The 19,439-nt window shown below is 48.8% G+C and carries 15 protein-coding genes, 1 other RNA gene and 1 riboswitch; of the genes, 6 read left to right on the forward strand and 10 right to left on the reverse strand.

What is annotated here, in order from left to right; all coding sequences use genetic code 11:
* Positions 1–137: 137 nt before the first annotated feature.
* Positions 138–1,217, reverse strand: a complete 1,080-nt coding sequence (locus DW642_RS08485) for a 6-phosphofructokinase (protein WP_022463267.1) — start codon at positions 1,215–1,217, stop codon at positions 138–140.
* Positions 1,218–1,412: 195 nt separating this feature from the next.
* Positions 1,413–1,675: signal recognition particle sRNA large type (ffs, locus tag DW642_RS08490), an RNA gene on the reverse strand.
* Positions 1,676–1,889: 214 nt separating this feature from the next.
* Between ffs and DW642_RS08495 the strand changes: the two genes are divergently transcribed.
* From DW642_RS08495 to asnA, 3 genes are all read left to right on the forward strand, one after another.
* Positions 1,890–2,633, forward strand: a complete 744-nt coding sequence (locus DW642_RS08495) for a ThuA domain-containing protein (RefSeq protein ID WP_022463266.1) — start codon at positions 1,890–1,892, stop codon at positions 2,631–2,633.
* Between the two features lie 133 nt (positions 2,634–2,766).
* Positions 2,767–3,618 carry a sugar phosphate isomerase/epimerase family protein gene (locus DW642_RS08500; protein WP_055219283.1) on the forward strand — a complete coding sequence of 284 codons (852 nt, stop codon included), beginning with the start codon at positions 2,767–2,769 and terminating at the stop codon, positions 3,616–3,618.
* A 214-nt stretch (positions 3,619–3,832) separates the two neighbouring features.
* Positions 3,833–4,846, forward strand: a complete 1,014-nt coding sequence (gene asnA, locus DW642_RS08505) for an aspartate--ammonia ligase (RefSeq protein ID WP_022463264.1) — start codon at positions 3,833–3,835, stop codon at positions 4,844–4,846.
* Positions 4,847–5,060: 214 nt separating this feature from the next.
* Here the strand turns inward: asnA and DW642_RS15760 are convergent, their stop codons facing one another.
* The 6 genes from DW642_RS15760 to DW642_RS08530 form a co-directional block, all read right to left on the reverse strand.
* Entirely contained in the window at positions 5,061–5,255 is a 195-nt protein-coding gene (locus tag DW642_RS15760; RefSeq protein WP_147326112.1) for a hypothetical protein, read from the reverse strand.
* 126 nt (positions 5,256–5,381) lie between these two features.
* A complete protein-coding gene (gene tuf, locus DW642_RS08510) occupies positions 5,382–6,575 on the reverse strand; it encodes an elongation factor Tu (RefSeq protein WP_022463261.1) in 1,194 nt (397 codons plus the stop codon).
* Positions 6,576–6,773: 198 nt separating this feature from the next.
* Positions 6,774–8,891: an elongation factor G gene (fusA, locus tag DW642_RS08515; protein WP_117509903.1), complete on the reverse strand. Its 2,118-nt coding sequence runs from the start codon at positions 8,889–8,891 to the stop codon at positions 6,774–6,776.
* A 15-nt stretch (positions 8,892–8,906) separates the two neighbouring features.
* The gene (gene rpsG, locus DW642_RS08520; protein ID WP_022463259.1) at positions 8,907–9,377 is read right to left on the reverse strand and encodes a 30S ribosomal protein S7; all 471 of its coding nucleotides are present in this window, start codon (positions 9,375–9,377) and stop codon (positions 8,907–8,909) included.
* Positions 9,378–9,551: 174 nt separating this feature from the next.
* A complete protein-coding gene (gene rpsL, locus DW642_RS08525; protein ID WP_022463258.1) occupies positions 9,552–9,968 on the reverse strand; it encodes a 30S ribosomal protein S12 in 417 nt (138 codons plus the stop codon).
* Positions 9,969–10,256: 288 nt separating this feature from the next.
* Positions 10,257–10,724, reverse strand: coding sequence for a hypothetical protein (locus DW642_RS08530; RefSeq protein WP_118697500.1), 468 nt, complete (start codon positions 10,722–10,724; stop codon positions 10,257–10,259).
* A 160-nt stretch (positions 10,725–10,884) separates the two neighbouring features.
* Positions 10,885–10,929: riboswitch (PreQ1 riboswitch) on the forward strand.
* Between the two features lie 28 nt (positions 10,930–10,957).
* On the opposite strand from DW642_RS08530, the gene DW642_RS08535 reads away from it, so the two are divergent.
* Both DW642_RS08535 and DW642_RS08540 read left to right on the forward strand, forming a co-directional pair.
* Positions 10,958–12,004, forward strand: a complete 1,047-nt coding sequence (locus DW642_RS08535) for a nucleoside hydrolase (RefSeq protein ID WP_117509905.1) — start codon at positions 10,958–10,960, stop codon at positions 12,002–12,004.
* On the forward strand, positions 12,001–12,612 hold the full coding sequence (locus tag DW642_RS08540) for an ECF transporter S component (protein ID WP_022463255.1): 612 nt from the start codon (positions 12,001–12,003) through the stop codon (positions 12,610–12,612). The genes DW642_RS08535 and DW642_RS08540 overlap by 4 nt, the downstream gene beginning before the upstream one ends.
* A 152-nt stretch (positions 12,613–12,764) precedes the next feature.
* Here DW642_RS08540 and DW642_RS08545 read toward each other — a convergent pair whose 3' ends face one another.
* Complete coding sequence (locus DW642_RS08545) at positions 12,765–14,774, reverse strand: glycoside hydrolase family 127 protein (protein WP_117509906.1); 2,010 nt, start codon at positions 14,772–14,774, stop codon at positions 12,765–12,767.
* A 189-nt stretch (positions 14,775–14,963) separates the two neighbouring features.
* On the opposite strand from DW642_RS08545, the gene DW642_RS08550 reads away from it, so the two are divergent.
* Positions 14,964–15,896, forward strand: a complete 933-nt coding sequence (locus DW642_RS08550; RefSeq protein WP_117509907.1) for an AraC family transcriptional regulator — start codon at positions 14,964–14,966, stop codon at positions 15,894–15,896.
* Positions 15,897–16,258: 362 nt separating this feature from the next.
* On the opposite strand, the gene DW642_RS08555 is transcribed toward DW642_RS08550, so the two are convergent.
* Positions 16,259–19,357, reverse strand: coding sequence for a hypothetical protein (locus DW642_RS08555; protein ID WP_117509908.1), 3,099 nt, complete (start codon positions 19,355–19,357; stop codon positions 16,259–16,261).
* Positions 19,358–19,439: the final 82 nt, after the last annotated feature.

The raw sequence follows: 19,439 nt of genomic DNA on the forward strand, positions 1-19,439 counted from the left end.
TTTCTCCTTTTATTGCATCGGCATGGAAGCCTGCCGCCGGCAGTTTCTTTTGGACAGCAGTGCAACAGAAGAACGGAGACCTTGTTCTTCTTGCTTTAAGGCCTCCGTTCTTTTTCCTTGCCTTTTTCGGGAACGCATCAATCGCCGAAGCTGATTCCCATCCGTTTTGCCTGCAGGACTTCCTGTGCATTCGGATCTACGGTCTTTAATTTTCCGGCGCACTCGCCCAGCGGAATTTTCTTTACTTTTCCGTTGACCATTCCGACCATGTAGCCGTACTGTTTGTCCAGAATAAGCTGTGCTGCCTCAGATCCGAGTCTTGTGGAAAGGACACGGTCATACGGACACGGGCTGCCGCCTCGCTGCATGTGGCCCGGTACGGTGACGCGGATTTCCATGCCTGTCTTTGCCTCGATCTCTTCTGCGATCTTGTAGGATACGGACGGGTATTTCTTTGCGATTTCTTCCTGACGTTTTTTCAGCTCTTTCTTCGGAAGTGCTGCGTCTTCTTTTGCAATTGCACCCTCGGCAACGGCAAGAATGGTGAATCCGCTTCCGCGCTCTTTTCGTCTGTTGATGGCCTCGCATACTTTTTCAATATCGTATGGAATTTCCGGAATCAGGATAACGTCTGCGCCGCTTGCGATTCCGGCGTACAGAGTCAGCCAGCCTACTTTATGACCCATAACCTCTACGATAAAAACTCTCTGGTGAGAGGAGGCTGTTGTATGGATGCAGTCGATCGCATCGGATGCAATATTGACGGCACTGTAGAAACCGAAGGTCATATCCGTTCCGTAGATATCATTATCGATGGTTTTCGGAAGATGGATAATATTCAGTCCTTCCTCTCTCAAGAGGTTTGCTGTTTTCTGGGTTCCGTTTCCGCCAAGAATGACAAGGCAGTCCAGAAGGAGCTTGTGGTAGGTATGCTTCATTGCTTCCACTTTGTCCAGACCGTTTGCATCCGGGGTACGCATCAGCTTAAACGGCTGACGTGAGGTTCCGAGAATAGTTCCTCCCTGTGTTAATATACCGGAAAAATCTTTTGCACTGAGCATGCGGTAATCGCTGTAGATGAGGCCTTTATAGCCGTTCATGAATCCATATACTTCGAGATCTTTTACATTGTTTGCAAGGCCTTTTACGACTCCGCGCATGGTCGCATTTAATGCCTGGCAGTCTCCGCCGCTTGTTAACAGACCAATTCTTAACATATGACTTTTCCCATCCTGTTCTTTATTAGATTTTCACGACTGCTTCTTGTTTCTTGGCAGTATTATGGAATGTTTACATTATACCCTATTTTTTTCGTTCTCACAATAGTTCGGGGGGAAGAAAGCGCGGGAGTTTCTATTTTTTGTACGAAAAAAGGAAGTCTGGGGTTCAGGCTTCCTTGGATTTTCTTTTTTATGCGCGCCGCACTTCGAACTCTCACCACAAACGTTACTCCTACAGCCTACTCGGCCCAGGCACCCTCACGGCACACAGGAGATTCCACTTAGTGCTGCTGCATTCCTGCCCTGACACGGTTCATGGAGTCCTGTTGCGTAAGACCCAGACGTCAACGTCACTTATAGAAGGCAGCTTCGCAATGAAAAAGCCCTCGGATTGGCATCACCCCCGCTGTAGCGGATTGCGGGTACAGGGCACCGCTATCTCCCCGGCTGCGCATTGTTTAGTATACGGGATTTCGGAGGGGATGTCAAGGAATTTGTGAATTGAAATATTGGTATAGCACGAGTATAATTTATAGTAAGGCCAGAAAATAACGCAAAAATTCAGTACCGCAGAGTGTGAACGACTGCTTTTTTCATTATTTTCAAGATTTGCTATCGATAACTTTTTGAAAATGATACATTTTTTTCTTATAGAAGGAGGATGGACGAATGATACGAGTTACGGTCTGGAATGAGTTTCAGCATGAGCGAACGCAGGAGAAAGTGAAAGAGATTTATCCGGACGGGATTCACACCTGTATTGCAAAGTTTCTGAGACAAGAGGAGGAGCTTTCGGTTCGGACGGCTGTGTTTGACGAGAAGGAGCATGGGCTGACGGAAGAAGTGCTGGCAAATACCGATGTGCTGGTGTTCTGGAATCATATGCTGCAGGAGGAGTTCTCGGACGATGTGGCCGAGCGGGTTCGGCGTCATGTGCTGGCCGGAATGGGGCTGGTAGTTCTGCATTCAGGGCATTATTCCAAGATTATGCGGAAGCTTCTCGGAACAAGTATGACGCTTCGGTGGCGGCATGGGGATCGTGAGAGACTGTTCTGTACGTGTCCGACCCATCCGATCGCGCAGGGAATTCCGGCATGGGTGGATATTCCGGAGGAAGAGATGTATGGGGAGTTTTTTGATATTCCCAAACCGGATGATGTGGTATTTACGGGATGGTTTGCAGGCGGTGAGGTGTTCCGCAGCGGATGCACCTTTACACGTGGGCTGGGCAAAATTTTCTATTTTCAGCCGGGACACGAGGAATACCCCATTTACCATATGCCGGTGATTCAGAAGATTATCAAAAATGGGGTACGCTGGTGCGTTCCTGTAGTACGAAGACCGGCACCACTGGATAATGCATGGGTGAATCCATCTACGGAGGAAGTGTATCTTTCTTCACACCAAAAATAGCAGCTGCAGTTTACCGATATCTGTATCCCGTTTGATTTTTTCAAAACAGGTGTCTGATTTCACGATCAAAAATGTTCTGCAATACGCGGATGGAATCCGTGTACACATTGCATAAATCAGGAGGAAATGTTATATGAGAAAGCTTTCCGTTTTTTACGAACACATTCTACAGGCGTGTGAGCAGTCCGGTAAGACGATTCCGGAAGTGCTCGCGTTCTGCAGGGAGCAGGGAATTTCGGCTGTTGAGATGAACTACAGTCTGTTTGCATCAGAAAGAGAGGTCATTGCCCCGATGCTTTCCGATGCGGGGCTGGTGATCAGCTGTATGCATGAAACCTTTGATTTTTCCCATGATACGGATCTTGGCAGAGCACAGCAGATGCTCGATACTGCGGCATCGCAGCAGGTTTCGCGTGTCCTGTTTGTTGCAGGCGCGCTTGAAACTGCCGAAGCGGCAGAGCTTGCAGCCTGCAGCAGCACCTATGAGGCAACGAGTACTTTTATGGCCGAAAACAAATCGATTCAAAATATGGTACATGCGCTTTCCTCACTCGCCGAATATGCGGCTTTGCGTGGCGTTACGATTACCTTAGAGGACTTTGACGGTTTTTTACAGCCGTTTGCACGCACATATCCGCTGCTCTGGTTTATGGAGCACGTGCCGGGGCTGCGGTATACGCTTGATATCGGAAATTTTGCTTTCAGTGATGAGGATGTTTCGTATGCTGCCTGGCTTCTGAAGGATTATATTGTCCATGTTCACTGTAAGGATCGTGCCGAAAGCCCGCTCGTTCACGGACGTTTCTGCCGCGGCCTTGGCCAGACACCGGCCGGAACGGGATATCTGCCGATGGCAAAGCTTCTTACAGATTTAGAAGCGTGCGATTACGACGGTTATCTCGCCATCGAGCATTTCGATGCGCCGGATCAGTTATCGTTCATCGAACAGTCCGCAGCGTTTCTGCGCCAGTGGGTTTCCGAATAATTCCGCCTCTTTCATAAGCGCTCTGATTTTCGGAAAAATTCGTATTTCCGGGGAGAATTTCAGCAAAAAAATTATGTCGAAAAAATTCTTTACTATCTTTGGTTTTTTCGTATCTTTTCCTTGCTTTCCATGGAAAACATGGTAAACTAAATTTGAAGCTTTTTGAGAAGGCGTGATTCGAAAAGCAAATCTAAAACAAGAGGGTTTTAAAGTAATGGGAGAAATTATTATTCCGCAGGGTTACAAATCTGCATTAAACCTCCACGATACACAGGTGGCGATTAAAACAGTAAAGGATTATTTCCAGCACGAGCTGACACATCGTCTGCATCTGCTCCGTGTAACAGCTCCGCTTTTTGTACAGCCGGAAACCGGCTTGAATGACAATCTGAATGGCGTAGAACACCCGGTTTCTTTTGAGTTAAAGGATCAGGGTACCAAGAAAACCGCTGAAATTGTTCAGTCTCTGGCAAAATGGAAACGGTACGCGCTTCACAAATACGGCTTCTCTGAGGGAGAAGGCATCTACACCGATATGAACGCCATCCGCCAGGACGAGGTGACCGACAACATTCACTCCGTTTACGTGGATCAGTGGGACTGGGAAAAAATCATGTCCCCGGAAGAACGCAATCTTGATTTCTTAAAGAGTACCGTAAAAGATATCTATGAGGCACTGAAAAACACGGAAAAACATATGGCAGACCAGTACGACTACATCGAAACCATTCTGCCGGATGAAATTTTCTTTATCACTTCCCAGGAACTTGAGGATCGCTATCCGGATCTGACTCCAAAGGAAAGAGAGTATACAATCACCAAAGAAAAAGGTGCTGTCTTTATTATGCAGATCGGCGGCGTGCTTGCTTCCGGAGAGCGTCAGGACGGACGTTCCCCGGACTACGACGACTGGTCCTTAAACGGCGATCTGATCGTTTATTATCCAGTGCTTGACATCGCCCTTGAGCTCTCCTCCATGGGTATCCGCGTCAACGCAGATGCTCTCCGCGCCCAGTTAAAGGAGTGCGGATGCCAGTCCCGCGCGAAGCTTCCCTTCCAGAAATCTATTCTGAACGGCACTCTCCCGCAGACAATCGGCGGCGGTATCGGACAGTCCCGTATCTGTATGTTTTTCCTGCGCAAAGCGCACATCGGGGAGGTACAGTGCTCGGTATGGCCGATGGAGACACGCGAGGTGATGGATGTGATGAATATTCAGCTTCTGTAAGAAATTCTCTGTCTTTTCTCAAATTTCTGTTCTTCTTTCAGAAGATCAAAAAGAAGAATTCCCATGCAGTATTTCCGCACAGGAATTCTTCTTTTTTCTTATTTTTTTCTTTTTTTATCTTACATCCACGTAACCTTCGGCATTCCGCGAAGATCTGCTTTTACATCACAAGAAAATGTCTCCCCCTCATGGGCCTCTATTACTTTTGCATTTTTTAATCCATCTTCTCCAACTGCCTTTTGCCTAAATGGCCGCCTAAAACAGCTCCCAGTCCGCCGCCAAGAGCAGCTCCAAAGGCTGCATTTGCAACATCACCGGCTCCGATTTTTCCCATAGGCCTTCTTGTAATCGCAATCGTATGGGCACCTGCTTCGATTGGAATTACATATGGTTGTTTTGCAGCTCTCAACTTTTGCGGTTCTTGATCATCTATATACAGACAGAAAAACCCCGGTCGCCTTACGGCGCCGGGGTCTCTTACGTTTGAGCACAAGTATCTTTTGATACAATTATATTTAGAATAGTCTACCGATAATTAGTCGATCAGAGTAGCAACACGGCCTGATCCAACGGTACGTCCACCCTCACGGATAGCGAAGGTAAGACCCTGATCCATAGCGATCGGGTGGATCAGTTCGATGGTCATCTCAACGTTATCGCCAGGCATGCACATCTCAGTTCCTTCCGGAAGAGTGATAACACCTGTTACGTCAGTTGTACGGAAGTAGAACTGCGGACGATAGTTGTTGAAGAATGGAGTATGACGGCCACCCTCGTCTTTTGTCAGAACGTATACCTGAGCGGTAAATTTGGTATGGCAGTGAACGGTACCTGGTTTAGCCAGAACCTGTCCTCTTTCGATCTCTGTTCTCTGAACACCACGAAGCAGAGCACCGATGTTATCACCAGCCTGAGCCTCATCGAGGAGTTTACGGAACATCTCGATACCAGTTACAACAGTTTTCTTGGTCTCTTCTTTCAGACCTGCGATTTCAACTTCCTCATTCAGATGAAGAACACCAGCCTCAACACGGCCAGTAGCAACAGTACCACGACCAGTGATGGTGAATACGTCCTCTACAGGCATGATGAAATCTTTATCAGTGTCACGCTGCGGATCCGGGATCCAGCTATCTACTGCATCCATAAGCTCCATGATTTTATCTCCCCATGGGCCAGCCGGATCTTCCAGAGCTTTCAGAGCAGAACCCTGGATGATCGGAGTGTCATCTCCCGGGAAGTCATACTCGTTCAGCAGCTCACGGATCTCCATGTCTACCAGCTCAAGCAGCTCTTCGTCGTCTACCATATCGCATTTGTTCATGAATACAACGATGTAAGGTACACCTACCTGACGGGACAGAAGGATGTGCTCTTTTGTCTGAGCCATAACACCGTCTGTAGCAGCTACTACAAGGATAGCTCCGTCCATCTGTGCAGCACCAGTGATCATGTTCTTTACATAGTCAGCATGGCCTGGGCAGTCAACGTGTGCATAGTGTCTTTTCTCTGTCTGATACTCAACGTGTGCAGTAGAGATTGTGATACCACGCTCTCTCTCTTCCGGAGCTTTATCGATATCTTCGAAGTTCTCAGCAGTGTTTCCTTCTACTCTGGTAGAAAGTACTTTTGTGATAGCTGCGGTCAGAGTTGTTTTACCATGGTCAACGTGGCCGATGGTACCAATGTTACAATGCGGTTTTGTTCTTTCAAATTTAGCTTTAGCCATTTTAAAATGTCCTCCTTAAAATTGCGCCCAGTGGGCTTTTTTGAGACTAAATTGGTGGCAGGAACCCACCTGAATCGTAAACCTGCTAAGTCTGATTATATTGCATTTCTGTCCTATTTGCAAGGGAAATCTTTGAAAAAGATATACATTCAGGCTGTGCAGCCGGTAAGGACTGCACAACCAGTACGGTTTCTCAAATTATTTTGCTTTTGCAGACAGAACTTTTTCCTGTACGTTTTTCGGAACCTGCTCGTATTTATCAAAGAACATGGAGTAGTTACCACGTCCCTGAGTTTTCGAACGAAGGTCTGTTGCGTAACCGAACATTTCAGCCAGCGGTACGAATCCACGGATCATCTTTCCGCCGCCGATGTCATCCATACCCTCGATACGACCACGACGGGAGTTGATATCACCGATAACATCACCCATGTAATCTTCCGGAGTGGAAACTTCGACTTTCATGATAGGCTCAAGAAGAACCGGAGCTCCCTTCTGCATAGCTTCCTTGAATGCCAGAGAACCGGCGATGTGGAATGCCATCTCAGAAGAGTCGACCTCATGATAAGATCCGTCGTATACATTTGCATGAACGCCAACTACCGGGAAGCCTCCCAGGATACCGGCTTTCATAGCCTCTTCGATACCTTCGCCTACAGCCGGGATATACTCTTTCGGAATAGCTCCACCGACAACGGTAGACTCGAATTTGTAAATCTCTTCGCCGTTTGCATCCATAGGCTCGAATTTAACTTTACAGTGACCATACTGTCCACGTCCACCAGACTGTTTTGCATATTTGCTGTCGATGTCTGCCGGTTTGGTAATGGTCTCTTTGTATGCAACCTGCGGAGCACCTACGTTAGCCTCTACTTTGAACTCACGAAGCAGACGGTCAACGATGATTTCCAGATGCAGCTCACCCATACCAGCGATGATGGTCTGACCAGTCTCCTGATTGGTGTGTGCACGGAAGGTCGGGTCCTCCTCAGCCAGTTTTGCAAGGGACTCACCCAGTTTGCCCTGGCCTGCTTTTGTCTTAGGCTCGATAGCCAGCTCGATAACCGGCTCCGGGAACTCCATAGACTCAAGGATTACCGGATGCTGCTCGTCGCAGATGGTATCACCTGTTGTGGTGAACTTGAATCCGATTGCAGCTGCGATGTCACCGGAGTAAACTTTATCCAGCTCCATACGTTTGTTTGCATGCATCTGAAGAATACGTCCAACACGCTCTTTTTTATCTTTTGTTGCATTCAGTACGTAAGAACCGGAGTTCATAGTACCGGAGTACACACGGAAGTATGCCAGTTTACCAACGAATGGGTCTGTCATAATCTTGAATGCCAGTGCGGAGAACGGCTCGTCATCGGAAGAATGTCTTACGATCGGGTTTCCGTCCAGATCGGTACCCTCGATTGGCGGGATATCGGTCGGAGCCGGCATGTACTCAAGGATAGCGTCCAGAAGTTTCTGAACACCTTTGTTTCTGTATGCAGAACCGCAGCATACCGGTACAGCTGTACACTCGCAGGTAGCTTTACGCAGAACTGCTTTCATCTCGTCAACAGACGGGATATCATCATCCAGATAACGCATCATCAGCTCATCATCCAGCTCGCAGATCTTTTCGATCAGTTCTGTATGATACAGCTCAGCGTCGTCTTTCATATCTTCCGGAATATCAGTGATGGAGATATCATCACCCTTATCGTCGTTGTAGATGTAAGCTTTCATCTCGAACAGATCGATAATTCCCTTGAACTCATCTTCCTTACCAATTGGAAGCTGAAGGCAGATAGCATTTTTACCAAGTCTGGTCTTGATCTGATCTACAGCATTGTAGAAGTCAGCACCAAGGATGTCCATCTTGTTGATGAATGCCATACGCGGTACGTTGTAGGTATCAGCCTGACGCCATACGTTCTCAGACTGAGGCTCTACACCACCTTTTGCACAGAACACGCCGACAGCGCCGTCCAGTACACGAAGAGAACGCTCTACCTCTACGGTAAAGTCAACGTGGCCTGGGGTATCAATGATGTTGATACGGTGCTCAAGAGCGCCCGGTTTCGGCTTGCAGTTCTCTTCCAGAGTCCAGTGGCAGGTTGTAGCAGCTGAAGTAATTGTGATACCACGTTCCTGCTCCTGTTCCATCCAGTCCATGGTAGCAGTTCCTTCGTGAGTATCACCAATCTTGTAGTTAACACCGGTATAGTACAGGATACGCTCGGTCAGGGTTGTTTTACCTGCATCGATGTGAGCCATAATACCAATGTTTCTGGTTCTCTCTAATGGATATTCTCTTCCAGCCAACGGATTTTCCTCCTCTTAGAATCTGTAGTGAGCAAATGCCTTGTTAGCCTCTGCCATCTTATGAACTTCTTCTTTCTTCTTCACAGAAGCACCTGTGTTGTTAGATGCATCCAGAATCTCGTTTGCCAGTCTGTCTTCCATGGTACGCTCGCCTCTCTTACGAGAATAAGCGGTCAGCCAACGAAGGCCAAGAGCCTGACGTCTGTCCGGTCTTACCTCGATCGGTACCTGATAAGTAGCACCACCGATACGTCTTGCTTTTACTTCAAGAACCGGCATGATATTGTTCATTGCTTCTTCAAATACTTCGATTGCTGGTTTTCCAGCTTTTTCTTCTACTTTAGCAAATGCGCCGTATACGATTTTCTGGGCAACGCCTCTCTTACCATCCAGCATGATGTTGTTGATCAGCTTGGTTACCACTTTGTTATTGTATAACGGATCTGCTAAAACATCTCTTTTCTGAGTATGTCCTTTACGTGGCACGTTACTTCCCTCCTTAACCATCATTCGATTAAATCATCGGTACTCACACTTATTTGCAGTATGTCCGCGCGTGTAAATTCTCTATAAATCCGCAGCCGTGGGGATTTATGGAATAACGCACAACATTTCGCTTTTTTTGTGATACTAGATATATCTCGAACTCGTTTTACTTAATTATTTCTTTTTCGGTCTCTTAGCACCGTATTTAGAACGGGCCTGTTTTCTGTTAGCAACACCTGCAGTATCAAGTGTACCACGGATGATGTGGTATCTGGTACCTGGCAGGTCCTTAACTCTTCCTCCACGGATCAGAACAACGCTGTGCTCCTGAAGGTTGTGACCTTCTCCTGGGATGTAACTTGTTACTTCGATTCCGTTGGAAAGACGAACTCTGGCGATTTTACGAAGAGCTGAGTTAGGTTTTTTCGGTGTAGCAGTTTTAACAGCTGTGCACACACCTCTCTTCTGAGGAGAAGACATATCTGTGGATTTCTTTCTCAGAGAATTGTAGCTTTTCTGCAGTGCCGGCGCGGTAGATTTCTTTACGGAAGTCTCACGGCCTTTTCTTACTAACTGGTTGAATGTTGGCATTCCATTTCACCTCCTGATAGATTTCTCCGTGTGTCCCACGGGGTTTCATACGGCTGCTTTAGTTCAACATAATTGCTTTGCAGCTTTTGCGCGCACAAAAAACAGTCTTTTACGCACGCTCGTTTATTATAGCGTCTGTCCTTTCAAAAGTCAAGGGGGAAATTCGCAAAAAATCGCGTATTTACGCGGCTTCTGCGGATTTCCCCCATTGATGCATTACTGTGCAAAAGTATTTTTTCTTCCTATTATAATCTCACCAGATTATTTTCTGACATTTTCTGTTTTTCGTTAAAGCGGACGGTTCCTGAAGGCCGGACACGCATCACACCGCTTCGGCTTTTCCTCGCTCTGTGCATTGCCCCAGAGGTCACGCGCTTTCTCTTCGGCACACCCTTTGCACCAGGGAAACATGCGGACATTGCTGATGTAAAAGTTCTCAAAGGTTGTCTCGTCGTTGTTGATGTCAAACTGCTGCTTTCTCGACAGCTCTTCTGTATGTTCTGCAATCCAGGCCTTCTGCCCTTCGGTCGCCGGATACCCCGGTCCGCCGAGGACGTAATCCATATCGGCATGGAGATTTTCCGGTTCGCCTGGTTTGTGGAATCCTACAAATAAAATATAACCGCGGCGCAAAAGCTCCTGGATCGGCTCGTCCGTCTGGCCGTCCGAACCTAAAATCGCCCGCGCGGTCTGCGCATGAAAATTTTCTGTTTTGGGATAGAATTTCCCAGTTGGTGCTAAAAATCCATCTGCCATTTTCTTTTCTCCCATGTTCTCATTTGCTGTATGCTTTTCTATACCATAACCGATTTTTTCAAAACAGGCAAGGTTTGTTTTACTAGATTTTTTTTTTTATCTGTGCTATACTCTTTCCCGTGCATTTATGCAATCGGATTTTCCCGTCTTTTTGCGGGTGTCCGGACTGGTTCGTGAACTTCCCAGTATAAAAAACCAAGTATCTCAAAATTTTCATCAAAGGAGATTGGAAAATGAATGCAAGAAAACTGATCATCGACTGTGATCCGGGCATCGACGATTCTCTCGCCCTGATGCTTGCCGCGGCTTCGAAAGAGCTGGATCTTGTCGGCATCACCACAGTCAGCGGAAATGTACCCGCTTCTATGGGCGCTAAAAATGCCCTCAAAATTCTTTCTATGATTGGAAAACCAGATGTCCCGGTTTATGTCGGCGAGGAGACGCCTCTGGTCCGCGACTACGTGGACGCGATGGACACCCACGGCATGGACGGTCTCGGCGAATCGGGCTGGCCGGATGCCGAAGGCCTTACGCCAAACAAGGACGCTGTTTCTTTCCTGATCGAAACCTTAAAAACAACCCCTGATGTTACCATTCTTGCCCTCGGACCGATGACGAACCTTGCAAAAGTCATCTCCCGCGCACCGGAGTGCCTGACAAACCTGACGGCTCTTGTCTCCATGGGCGGAAGCTATAAGAGCCATGGAAACTGCTCCCCGGTTGCCGAGTACAATTACTGGTGCGACCCGGATGCCGCAGCCGAAGTATTCCGCGCGTTTTCCGAGCTGCCGCAGCTTGCAGGCAAAAAGCTTCATATGATCGGGCTGGATGTCACACGAAAAATTGTCCTGACGCCGAATCTTGTGGAATATATGAAATGCGTAAATCCAGGAGTCGGAACCCGCATTGAGGAGCTGACGCGCTTCTACTTTGATTTCCACTGGAAACAGGAAAAGGTCATCGGATGCGTGATCAACGATCCGCTCGCGGCCGCTTATCTTGTGGATCCGTCGCTCTGCAGCGGTTTTGATGCGTATACGCAGGTAGAAACCGGAGGCCTCTGCATCGGACAGACGGTTGTGGATGCCATGAATTTTTATCAGAAAGCACCGAACAGCCACATTCTGACGCAGGTCGATGTGCGCCGTTTCTTCCTGATGTTCTTTGAGCGCGTTCTCGGCGTGCCGCAGGAGGAATCCGCACCGGTTCTCGACCAGATTCTCACCGCACCGCCGGTCTTCCCACATGAGACGATGTTTCAGAAGGGAGGCGAGGCATGATGAATACTAACCGTACGTTAAAACTCACGACACTCGCGCTCTGCGGTGTCATCAATATTCTCGGCGGTACCATTGCTCTGCTGCTGCGTCTTCCGGTTTATCTGGACTCCATCGGAACAGTTCTGGCAGCCGCTCTGTTCGGACCTGCTGCAGGCCTCGTTCCGGGACTGATCTCCGGACTCATTTCCGGCATGACGAGTGATGTCTATGCGTTTTACTATATTCCGGTGCAGCTTGTCATCGGTCTCGTTGCCGGCCTTGTATTCCGCAGACTCCGCCCGTCCCATACGGCAGGATCCCGCAGCGAGAGTCTTTCCCTCCGCTCCATGGGCTGGAAGCTGTTTCCGGCAGCACTTGTGATCTCACTTCCGGGTACTGTGGTAAGTTCCACAATCACCGCGGTTGTTTTCGGTGGAATTACTTCCTCCGGCTCCACTGTGCTGGTGCAGCTGCTTCACAGCCTCGGTATGAATCTGACTCTCTCTGTCTGCGTTGTACAGGCCATGACAGACTTTGTGGATCGAATGATTGTCCTTGCAGTCGTCCTCGTGATTCTGCCCGCCGTTTCTTCTGCTTTCGGCAGTCTTTCTATGAGAAGCAGAAAATAATCTGTACCAATAGCACAAAGAATCCTGCAAAAAATTCACTTTCTTTTTTGCAGGATTCTCATATTTTGGCATAACAAGAACTCCGGAAAAAAGGGGAGGCTGCATCAGGAGCCATCCCTTTTCCGGAGTTTTTTATTTCTTCTTTAATAAAATCATTCACATGCGCGGATCCATACCTGCATTTCGCCCTCACCTCGGTTGTTCCACATATAATATGGAATCAGCTTCAGTTTCGTCTTTTCCTCTTCCTCTTTCTGATACAGATGATACAACGGCTGTTTTTCCGCATCGCCCAGCTTCATGCGACGTCCCTCGGCCGTTACGCTCACAAAGTGCTCGCCCAGCTCATCGGCTGCTTCTGCGGTTTTTTCACCATTCACACAGAGTTTTGTCAAATGCAGATTCTTTCCGTTGTCTGCTTCTTCCATACAGTAAACAACCGGTCCTCGTTTTACGGCAACACGGCCGGCGTCCTCGCGTACAAGCGGATTGGATGCCAAAAACTGGATTTCCATCGGGAAGTTCAGGCGGATCGTCTCACCCTTCGCCCATACTTTTGTCACATACAGATACCCGTCTTTTTCTTCCAATTCTGCGCCTTTTGGAATCTCTTTTTCATAAGAAGCACACCATCCCGGGATGCGGAATGCAAAGGTGTACGGCTCTTTGGTATCGCTCTCGCAGGTCACGGAAACATGGCCGTCCCACGGGAATTCGGAAGTGATGGATGCTTTTACTTTTTCTCCTTCCACTGTTCCACCCATGTACAAGTGGACAAACAGGGTTGTGTCGTTTTCCGTGTATGCGTAAGATGCAACTGAGCTTACCGTTCTTGCCAGGTTCGGAGGGCAGCAGGCACAGCCGAACCATTTCTGGCGGATCGGTTTTACATGGAATTTCCGCTCATCCTTGTGGCATGCCTCCGGCAGTACCTCCAGCGGATTGACATAGAAGAAGCTCTTTCCGTCGAGCGCCATTCCGGAGAGAACGCCATTGTAGAGGGCTAATTCCATCACATCCGCGTACTCTGCTTTTGCCTGAATCTCCAGCATGCGGCGAGCAAAGAACACAAGACCGATGGATGCACAGGTCTCTGCGTAAGCGGTATCGTTTGGCAGGTCATAGTTGAAAGAGAATGCCTCTCCTATATGAGTGGCACCGATTCCGCCGGTGACGTACATTTTCTGATGCACCATGTTGTTCCAGAGAGTTTCACAGGCTTTCAGCAGGCTCTCATCCTGCGTTGCCCTTGCCACATCCGCCATGCCGGAATAGAGATATACGGCGCGTACGGAGTGCCCCTGCACCTCATCCTGCTGACGCACCGGGCGGTTTGCCTGATTGTAGCTATATCGTTCCTCGCCCTCCGGGCAGGTCAGACCGCGCTCGATATCGTAATAGTATGGTTTTGTTCCGCGCTCGTCGATGAAGTATTTTGCAAGATCGAGATACTTCTGCTCGCCGGTCAGATCATAGAGACGCATCAGAGCCATCTCTGCAATTTCGTGACCAGGATAACCTGCTTTTTTCCCCTCGCCGTGACCGAGTTTGCCGGCAATAAAGTCCGCGAAACGCTCTGCTGCTTTTAAGAGACGGTCTTTTCCGGTCGCCTGATAATAGGCTACGGCGCCTTCCGTCAGATGACCGAAGCAGTACAGCTCATGGTTGTCCTTAAGGTTTGTAAAAATCATATCCTGATCGTTGATCAGATAGTAGGTATCGAGGTATCCGTCTTCTCTCTGTGCTGCGCAGACAGCTTCAATTGCTTCATCTGCCGTTTTTTCCAGCTCCGGATCGGGATGCTGTGTCAGGGAGTACGCAACTGCCTCCACCCATTTGGTAAAATCGGTATCCTGGAACAGGAAGCCATAAAATCTTCCGTCCATTTTGCCATCCTTCGGCAGTGTCTCAAAAGTATCCAGAGGGTATTTGATCTGAACAAATTTGTCTCCTTTTGCTTTCCGCTCTTTTTCAACTTCACCGGCGCGGCGGTAGTTCCGCATACAGAAGCTCGGTGCTGCTCCCGGAACATTGTCATTTAAGGCATTCCACTGATACGGAATTACTTCGGTGCGGACAAGCTCCATCTCTTTTTTCCAGAATGCATCAGTAACCTGGACTTTTGCCAGGGATAATGGTTTGCTGAAGTTTTTCTGATCCATTTTTTCGGTCTCCTTTTTCGTTGTCTTCCGCCGCCTCCTGGTTTGAAAAAGATATTTTCCTTGCTTTCAGGGATGGGAAGCGTTACACTTCTTTTGACGGCTGTTTTCCTGTTTTTCTATAGTTTTATTTTAGCAAAACGGACCTCCGTTTAAAATATAAGAATGTTTGAAAAGGTTTGAAAAAGTCATATGATCTCTGTTTTATTTCCAGATGCCGCCTGTTTTACCTACGACCTCTGCGGCAAATTCCAGTCCCCGTCCCCGGAGTGGATGCACCTGACACGGAATCTCGTCAATTTTGAACTGATGGTTGTGACGGAAGGAACGCTTTTTATCGCGGACGAACGCCGCTCTTACGAGGTTCACCCCGGCGAATATCTTCTTTTGCCGCCGACCGTCCATCAGCATGGCTCGAAAAAGGGAAGCTGCTCTTTCTACTGGCTCCATTTTATCCCGGGTATCCCCTCCGCACCGATCGTCGCTCCTTCTGACCCGACCGCCGGATCGGTTCTGGATGAGTTTCATGCTGCACCGCCATCCTCCTACCGCCTTGAGGACCTCGCTCCCGCCCAGCTTCCATCCAACTACCCCGAAACGTTATGCATCCCGCTCCAGAGAACGCTTTCCTCCCCGAACCGCGTCATCATCCTCATGAAGCAGCTCCAGGACACTTCCCTGCGTTTCCACAACACGTTCCTCAACAACAGCCTGACTGCCGCTGTTCTCGGCGAAATCAACTGTCAGAGTCCCTTCTACCGCACCTACACTTCCGAAACGCAGCGGACGCAGATCCTGCAGGACATCATCAGCTACATCCAGTACCACAGCAGCGAGTCCCTCAAAGTCACCGAACTCGCCCGTTATTTCGGCTACAACGACAAATACCTCTCCTCCCTCTTCCACGAGGGCACCGGGATGACGTTAAAACAATTCATCCTGAAATCCAAAATGGACAGCGCTATGGCCGAGCTGACGGACACAAATCACACGGTCTCTCAGATTGCCTATAACGTTGGATTTCAGGATGCGCATAATTTTTCCACGGCTTTCCGAAAACTCACCGGGATGACGCCGGGACAGTACCGGAAGAGTTATGGGAACCGGAAACTTTCTTTTGAATAGGACGGGAGGATACGACCCCCAGGCACCGCGGGGGGCGGACGCTCCGCTGCGCCTGGGGACCCATCTACGTTTTGGCGGACGGAAGTGATTTACTCAATGGATGGATTCACTTATTCTTTAGAAATTTACTGTTTCTTTTAGAAAATAGACATACTTTGCTCACATTTCTTCACTATACTATATCTCAGATAGTTGATGAACCATTCAAAACTATCTCCCCCCTCATTATGAAAGAGCAGCCCGCATATCCGCGGGCTGTTCTTATTTTTTGTCTTTTTGCACCCCACCTAACGTAAATGCCGCCTGCGGTCGGGGAAAATATCCCGACCGCAGGCGGCCTCACAATCTACCGTGGAATCACATTACTCTTCCGCAGCTTCAATTGCTGCAGTCTCGATAATAAATTTCACGCTTCCATCCATTCCATTTGCCTTACCACTGTAAGAAGTATAAGCACATTTATCCGAATTCAGCGCCTGAATCCGATCCAGTACATCTCCCAGATCATCCTCAAAGGTACTCTTCAGCTTGCTGGTACCCTCTTCTTCAAACTTCTTCGTACCGTCAGCCAGTTCTTTCGCCCCATCGGACAGCTCGTCAATACCATCAACAACCTTGCTGCTTCCCGATTTCAGATCAGAAGCTCCGCTTGCCAGAGAAGAAGTTCCATTTGCCAGTGTAGAAGCTCCGCTCGCCAGCGTAGATGCTCCGCTTGCCAGCGTAGAAGCTCCGCTGTTCAGTTCAGAAGCTCCGCTTGCCAGGGAAGAAGTTCCATTTGCCAGTGTGGAGGCTCCGCTTGCCAGCTGGGATGCTCCGCCTGCTACCTGAGAAGCACCGCTTCTTAAGCTTCCGCTGTTTGCAGAAAGTTTTGCAGATCCATCGCTTAACTGGCTTCCCAGCTGTCCAAGACCTGCGGTCAGCTGTGTCGTGCCGCCCTGCAGAGTCGTAACACCCTCAACCAGAGCCGGTGCATTTGCTTTCAGCTGGCTTGCGCCGGAAAGCAGCGTATCATTGTAAGCACTCAGCTGAGTAAATCCTGCGTTCAATGCATTGATGCCTGCTGTTGCTTTTGCAAAACTCTCATTTGTGCTGCTGTACAGCTGGCTCACACCTGCGGACAGAGTATCGATGCCCTTGTACAGAGTGCTTCCGCCTGCATCAAGCTGTGCCACACCTGCGGTCAGTTTCTGCATTGCACCAAGATTCTGCTCAACAACTGCTTTATTATCGGTGATGGTCTGCATCTGTTTCTTCATGGTCTCAAGCTGCGGCATCAGAGCTGCAACCGTCTTCTGCAGATCACTGTATCGGCTCTTGATGTCGCTCATCTTCTGCTGCATTGCTGCAAGACCGGAGAGATCCGGGCGCTCGATTTCGAAGTTCAGTTCCGGAAGGGTAATCTGCGGAGCTGTAACCGGAGTAACCGAAACGGTTCCGGCGGAAGCGGAAACGCTGACACTTCCGATCTGGTTTCTTGCTTTACTTAAGGAATCGGCAAGCTCTGTATTTCCAGCGCTCTTAGCTGCGGAAATCTGTGCATCCAGTGTAGCTGCTGCTGCAGAGAGCTGATCATTTGCCTGTTTTGCTGCATCGGCGGATGCCTGGCTTGCTGCTGTATCAGCTGCGCTCTGTGCTGCTGCTGTTGCTTCCTGGTTCAGCTGTGCTGCTGCTCCGTCTGCCCATGCCTGAACCTGTGCTGCCATCTGGGTTCCCATCTGCGTTGCCTGATTCGTGATCTGTGCCTCCAGACCGCTTAAGTAGCTCTCAAGTCCTTTGGACAGCGTATCCATCTGGCTCATCAGCTCGTTGCCGTTTGTCATCATGCTGTTGACAGATCCTGCGATTGTGGTGTTCAGAACCCCGGAGAGTGCCTCGGTCTCGGAGATCAGGGTAGAACCGGTGCTGGTCATACCGTCTACCATCGTCAGAAGGCTCTGTACATCGGTGCTCTGCAGCTGCTCGTTCAAACTGGTCAGTCCTTCGGAGAGTTGTTTTGCTCCTGCTAAAATATCATTCTCATCTTTTCCGTCGAGTGCTGCGTTCAGTGTTGCGATTGCACTGTTTACCTCGGTCAGGCCGTCTGCCAGAGGCTGAAGCTGCTCAGCGCCTGCTGCAAGCTGTTTCTCGCCTGCTACATAAGAAGCAACGCCGTCGGACAGCTGTGTTGTTCCGTCGGTGTACTGTTTTACGCCTGCAACGACTTTATTCACACCGTTTACATACTCGGTTACGCTTCCAGTCAGCACACCGTTCTTTCCAAGATACGTCTGGATTGCTTTATTCAGGGTATCAGCGCCCTCGGTGTAGGAGTTTACGCCGCTTGCCAGGGAAGAAGCTCCGCTGCTTAAGGTGGATGCTCCGTTGGACAGGGTAGCTGCTCCGCTGTTTAAGGTAGAAGCTCCGCTGTTCAGAGTAGAAGTTCCGTTTGCCAGAGTCGATGCTCCGCTTGCCAGTGTGCCGGCTCCGCTTGCCAGTGTGCCGGCTCCGCTGTTCAGCTCGTCAGCGCCGTCTTTTAACGTTCCGATACCGTCATCCAGCTCTTTGTAGCTGTCTTTTAAAGTATCCACACCATCGGAGAGTGCCTTGGAACCGTCAACCAGTTCCATTGCAGCATCCTCAAGATCACTCAGTGCATCCTTCAGATCATCGTATCCGGTGATGTTGTCGGTATCGATGGTGTCGAGAACATCGTCAAGTGCAACGGTGAAGGTAGAATCCAGAGAGAAGTTCTCCACATCTGCAGTGATCTCCAGGCTTTCCGGCAGTTCGAAATCGCTGTCACCGGATACCAGATCTTCAAGGGAATCGGAATTTAATCCCAGGCTTTCCTGCAGGCCCGGCATACCAAATCCGATTACGATGTTTCTGCTTCCATCGGAAATGACTTTACCATTGTCGATCTTGACATTGGAGAAAGTATCCTGCGGAAGAATCATTCCGGTCATCAGGACGAATGGGGTGTACATCGTCTCTTTCTTGCCATTGATGTCAACCGTTGTCTTTGTGTTGTTTGTATAGTCAACTTTGATTTTCAGTTTTCCGCTCTTTCCGGCCAGGTCATCCGGTTTGATTTCCTTGCCGTCCAGATAATAGGTGAACTTCACGGAAACCGGAGGTTCTTTTGTGGTTGTTCCCTGATAATAGATATCCTCGCCGTCTGTCTGCCAGGTCAGCTCGTTTCCGCTCTGGGTGAACTCCTCGTCGCCCTTTACGTTTTTGATGTCCTTCAGTTCACTCTCATCTTTCAGGTTCTTTTCCGTTCCTGCGTTCTTCAGCCAGTTGGATACGGTGATCTGATCTTCCGATCCGTCTGCATTTGCATTTACATATACGGTTTCTTCTTTGGAAACCGCTGCGTCCTCTCCTGTCGCTGCATAAACCGGAGCAGCTCCCATAACAGCAGCCATACCAACAGCAAGACCAGACATCATCTGTTTTCTCAGTTTTCTGTTTCTATTCATTGTGATAAACTTCCTTTCTGTGGTTTTTATAATGGTTTTTTATGATGAAATCCAGGATCATAAGAGAAGTAAAACCCGCTCG

This window comes from Blautia sp. AM23-13AC (assembly GCF_003435675.1).
GTDB classification, from domain to species: Bacteria; Bacillota; Clostridia; order Lachnospirales; family Lachnospiraceae; genus Fusicatenibacter; species Fusicatenibacter saccharivorans.